5 protein-coding genes are annotated in these 5342 nt (G+C 54.2%); all 5 read right to left on the reverse strand.

What is annotated here, in order from left to right:
• Positions 1-257 (reverse strand): type I-F CRISPR-associated endoribonuclease Cas6/Csy4 (cas6f, locus tag FQK12_RS00420; RefSeq protein ID WP_146295633.1); only part of this gene is annotated, 257 nt, incomplete at its 3' end.
• A gap of 9 nt (positions 258-266) precedes the next feature.
• The gene (gene csy3 / locus FQK12_RS00425; RefSeq protein ID WP_014228625.1) at positions 267-1268 is read right to left on the reverse strand and encodes a type I-F CRISPR-associated protein Csy3; all 1002 of its coding nucleotides are present in this window, start codon (positions 1266-1268) and stop codon (positions 267-269) included.
• Between the two features lie 10 nt (positions 1269-1278).
• Entirely contained in the window at positions 1279-2214 is a 936-nt protein-coding gene (csy2, locus tag FQK12_RS00430) for a type I-F CRISPR-associated protein Csy2 (RefSeq protein ID WP_014228624.1), read from the reverse strand.
• On the reverse strand, positions 2211-3524 hold the full coding sequence (gene csy1 / locus FQK12_RS00435; RefSeq protein ID WP_014228623.1) for a type I-F CRISPR-associated protein Csy1: 1314 nt from the start codon (positions 3522-3524) through the stop codon (positions 2211-2213). Before csy1 ends, csy2 begins: the two co-directional genes overlap by 4 nt.
• Positions 3525-3541: 17 nt before the next feature.
• Positions 3542-5342: type I-F CRISPR-associated helicase Cas3f (gene cas3f, locus FQK12_RS00440; RefSeq protein WP_146295635.1), on the reverse strand; the 1801-nt coding region annotated here is incomplete at its 5' end.

Genomic DNA, 5342 nt, shown 5'->3' on the forward strand with positions numbered 1-5342 from the left:
ATTACCGTCCCACTCTGACAATAATCATTAAGACCTTTACGCCAGAGCGTTTTTTCCAGAGCGCACAGTGCAGATTCGTCGCCATGTAAACGTAATAGTGGTCCCGGTTTGATTGAAAACTCAGGGAAGCTTACCCCAATATCCCCTTTACTTCTGGCCCCTAAAGCGCGGTGCAGCTTCGCAAATAACGCGGCCATAAGCATCTCTTCGCCAAACTCCGGATCGGGCAGCACGCGGATATCCAGGAAATAGTCCATGACAGCCCCTTATTCGCTTTTCTCACCAAATACACCACCCCGGATAAGTACTGCCATCACATAATGCTGCTGTTCAACGTCAGGCTTAACGCCTTTCGTCACCCAGTTATCCAGCAGGGTATAAAAATCCATCTTGTCCTTCGGCTGACGGCAGGCCATCCCACGGCTGGTTACCGAGCCGTACGGTTCTACCGCAATTGCCCCCAGCTCTTCGACTTTGGGGTGCCAGGTATCGATGGTGCGTAGCGCATTGCCGATTTTCTGCGAGTGAATCCCGGCAATGCCCGCGACCTGATACAGCACGCGACTTTTACTACTGTTGCTATCCAGCACCAGCTCTTGCGACGGGAATACCTCCTGCCCGGCCCCCAGGCGCACCTGCGCCTCAACCGTTAGCATCACCCACGTCTGACCACTCAGCCCTTGTTCGAGCAGCGCCGCAAGAGAGGCTATTGCGTCATCGTCCTGAGAAAATTCACGTAATGAATAATTGTGACTATTAAATACCCACGTCTGCTCTTGTGCGCTCACGCTAACCTGAACCTGCTCAGCACCGATGCGGTTGCGCCACAGGAATCGTCCATTTGCGAGGTTAGCCGCATAGCGACGAGCCAGTTCCGCGAAACCGTGCTCGCTGATATAGCCCTCGATCGTCTGCTGAATCGCATTCTGATAGGCCATATCATTGCAGACCGATGGCGTCGCTAAGTTCCCTAGTACGCGCAGGGTAAATAGCACTTTTAAGGTGTCGGCATCAGCGGGTAATGCCGCCGTGTCCACCCGTTGCAGATTCGCTTTTTGGATCTCGGCATCCAGTTTTGTCGAATCACTGGCGATTGCGTTTTTGAGGCGGTTCGAGATGGTTCCACGAACCGCTTTTTCCTGAATTTCGATCGGTTGCCAGTTATCGCCCAGCCAGTTTCCCGCATACATCATCGCATCAGAGGTGGCGAGCTTGCGTTCAAATGCCAGTACGGAAGCCGTTTTTATAGAGACAGGAGCCTTTGCCATCGTTATGTCCTTATTCTAAATCGTCATCTTCGTTAAATGTTAAATCATCATCAGCAACAGACATTGCAGAGCAGTAGTAGCCTGTATCGCTCGTGCGGTAGCGCCAGATAAGCGGCTGAAGGTCAGCTATACGATGTAACCCTCGCCATTCGCCAACGCCATAAACGGCCTCGGTAAAGGCGAACGGCGTTGTGCTATCGCGAACGTTAGCCACTTCCCCCGGCTCGTATAGCCGGGAAATACGTTGATATCCGCACATCAGCGGTACCAGATAGCCCGGCTTCGGTTTCGACTGATACTCCCAGCTCACGCTATCCTCCGGTCCCTGCTGAACGGCCTGATATTTGATCGCCGCAAAGTCCAGCCAGGCATCCAGTAAACTGCTTTCCGGACTCAGCTGCTGCAGCTGGCGATAATGCTCCATCAGCCACTCGCTGCGATCGCAGAGTGCAAAGCCCGGCATCAGACGCCAGAGGAGCTGACGCAGCTTTCTTTCATCATCAGGCGCGTTAAATATCTGTGGCTCGCCCATACTCACGATACTCCCGCCTGCCAGTTTGTGGCTCTGGCAGAGCGTAAGCAGAGACGAACAGAGCGCCGCTTTGCCATATTCGCCGTTGATGATTTCGCCCTGGCATTCAACAAGCAAAGAGACGGTGAGATGCATTCGCCCCTCTTCGTTAAAGGGAGCCGTTTTCCCCTCTTTCGTCAGCGGATTGCGGGTCAGCGCAAATTGATAGTCGCGACCGGAGGAATAGGCCTGAATATGATGCTCATGGCTAATCACCGCGCAGCCGGTGAAAGAGATGCCAGAGTCACTCACCCGGCGGGAAAGCGCGTGAACATACCCTAAAAAATGGGTAATAGCGGGGAATCCCCAGGTTAACCCGGCCACCGCGTTCGCATTTTCGATGCGAATATAGGGCAATAAAAGCAGATAGCTCATTTCAGCGCCTCCCGCACAATGGCATCCATTTCTCGCATCCGTTGACTAAACAGACGCTGAGTGCGCCACTCACGTCGTTCCGAGATACCCACATCAAGGCGCGCCTTGTTCAGGCGATAGTTCAGCCAGCGTGAGAAGTCATCGGCGATATTGCGCTGCCAGGCACCTTTTTCACGCTCAGAGCGAAATGTCTCGTCTGTTTTGCTACGCCAGGGGTCGAGCCAAAGCTGCTGATGGAGAGGCAAATCCGGGCTGTTAAGCGTCCATCCCTGCCACGCTTCCTGCTGGTACGTCGCTGCCTGAAGAAACAGCAAATCAATCAGTTCATCGACATATCCCGCCCGCACTCTGCGAATATGGCGGTTATTTTTATCAGTCTTCTCTTTAAGCAGAGAAACCATCCGGGAAACAGTGCCGGTTGCCGCTCGGTTAAACTCTCCACGCAGCGCAAAGAGACTAGCCAGATTTTGCGGCGCCTTATCCAGCATTGTCCATTTTGGCGGCTGCGACGGCAGGAGCCAGATACGCCCACCGCGCGAGCTGTTTAACGCCGAAATATTCTGTGGTTTAGTGCCGCCAAAATGCATTTCGGCAACATTCGGATAGCGCACATCGGGCTGCGCATGCCATTTGCCCGTCCGGTGGGCCTCACGTACCGCTTTTGCCTCTTCGCCAAACCGCGCTGCCACCATTTTTTCATGCATCGCCTGGGCCAGCGAGGTAGCAAATAGCGGAGATAGCAGGTGATAGCCGCCATCGACTGGAAAGTAAATCTGTTTGGCAAGCTTATGCGAGGCGGGTTGAGCAGGCGTTAACGCCTGAGAGAATCCTTCAATCCACAGCGCCAGCTGGGCGCCATTTTCGGCAAAGGCCTTCAGCGGGCTACGATCGCCGCGTTTCAGACAGGCCAGCAGCGAATCGCCGCCCACTTCGGTTTGCAGAAGTTTTGCCACGTCCAGAGCAGCCGCGTTGCCCACTGCATCCGCCGCCACGTTAGCCAGCACTGCTGTACTTAAATAGCCCTCATCGCCCGCCGTTTCGCGGTAAATGCTGCTGCTTTTTGAGTCACCGTGAGTAAACTTCGCCGCATGAGTGACAAGGCTGATTTGCCCCGCTCGCCTTGCTGCATCCGTCAGCCAGTTGCATGGCTGATACTTCACTTCGAGATCCTGGCGCTCCTGCGCGATAGCGCCGGCATCCTCGCCTTGGGCCAGCCGCTTCTCCGCCTCTTTTTCAAAGGCTTCTAATTTTGGCTGCCTCCGTGAAGCGATGTAGTCAGTGATAAAGTGAGCCAGTGCTTCGGTTATCATAACTGCTCCTGACATTGTTAATGTATCTCCCTGTAAACACCCAACCGTGGGTGGTAACTCCAGTCGCTGGTTGCATCCTCCTGACTATTTTCCGGTACTCGAATTTCGCCAAATACGGCTCCCACGCGGTCGATTTCAATTCCCAGCGCTTCCGCCTGCCCCAACATCGCGTGCTGATAATCCACGGTCCCCCAGCAGGTGACTCCGTCAGCAAACGCCAGCGACTGCGGCTTAAAATTACCTGACGGTTTGACGCTTCCGTCTTCGGTATAAAAAGCAAAACAGGGCTTGCTATCTTCATCATTCATATAAAGGAAATAGGATTTCTCAGGCTGCGACTGACGGAACGGCGTTTTGCGCTGCATCCAGCCGCTCCAGCTAAGAGAGCGCCGCCACCAGTCAGCAGCAATCAACTGCTTGCTCTTGCTGTTGAGTAATGCCATCTGAAGCCGCATATGCTCCAGCGCAGCCAGCTTATTGTCGCCCTTAGCCGGCAAAATCCGCGGTAGCGCATTGATGGTCTGGTAATCCTGCAGCGGCAGTAGCTTAAGCAAGTTGTGATCGGGTAAAGGATTGGCGCGATCTTCAAATCCGGGTTTGCAGAAGACCGGGGATTGTTTTCGTAACGCCCGAATATTATGGCTAAGGATCGCCAGATTCTCGCTCTCGGGAAGCTGCCGACGATGGCGCTGGATGCGGCCTGCAAACTGAATGATAGAGCGCATCGAGCTGGGTTCAATAATGCCCCAACTGGCATCCCAGTCACGTCCGACCTCCATGACGGAAGTACCGAGCACTACGAAAAGATGATGCTTTTCCGGACGACCGTGAAGCGCTTTTTCAATATCCGAATGCTGCCAGAGCCTGGCGGGCTGATGACGCATAAATGCTTCGTCCAGGCACGCTTCAATGGCTGAACGAACCATCAGCGGATGTCGACTGTGGTAAACGCAATAATGAATACAGACGTCTTGCGGAGAAGGTATCGCGAATAGCGTTTTCGCAACGGCGACCAGCGGATCGATATTGGCAAATCTCACCAGCCCCAGCGACACGGTTTTACCGCTGCTGTGAGACTCTTTATGCGCCTGATGCAGCGCCAGCATTTGCGTATGAACGGTTTGCGCAACCCGGCTAATGATATCCTCCACCGTTGCGGGCTCTGCGGATAGAGAAGCGATGCGACCAAAATGCAGCCTGGGTTTCTCCGCCAGCATTTTTGCTCGCCGCTCGATAAACAGGTTGTGCGCATGACGGAAAGAGAGGCCGTCAGCAATCTGCTCAGCGCGGGTATCTTTCTCATCAAACCAGGCGCAGCAGATATTGACAGGTCTGCCGCTGACACCACAGGACGCCTGCCATATTTTTCGCCCTGCCAGATAGGCCGCAAACAGCGCCTGGATAAGATCCGGCGGAAGCGTCGCGGACGAGAGCAGAACGCGGCTTCCCAGCATCCCGGCCCAGTTCACCAGGCGGCATACTGCATGAAGATCGTTGATATCAAAGTCATCCGGCTCATCCAGCACCAGATCGCTGGTTAATAGCCGCAGCATGGCCGGCAGCTGCTTCCCACCACGCACGCCCTCCGTAGCAGGGATAAGATGGTCAATGGTGGCAACCAGTACGGGTGCGCTAACCAGAGCAGAGAGTTTTCCATCCGCGCTTAACCATTTTTCCAGAATCCCTGCCTGCACACTACCTGCATAATGAACATAGTGCAGTTCATCAGATAAACTCTCCGCTGAGATGCTGTCCCTGTCAGGATCGGTTCCTTTCGACTGCTGCCACAGTTGTCTTACCGCACCAGAACCAAACAAT

This window comes from Klebsiella sp. ME-303, assembly GCF_007910085.1.
Classification (GTDB): Bacteria; Pseudomonadota; Gammaproteobacteria; order Enterobacterales; family Enterobacteriaceae; genus Klebsiella; species Klebsiella michiganensis.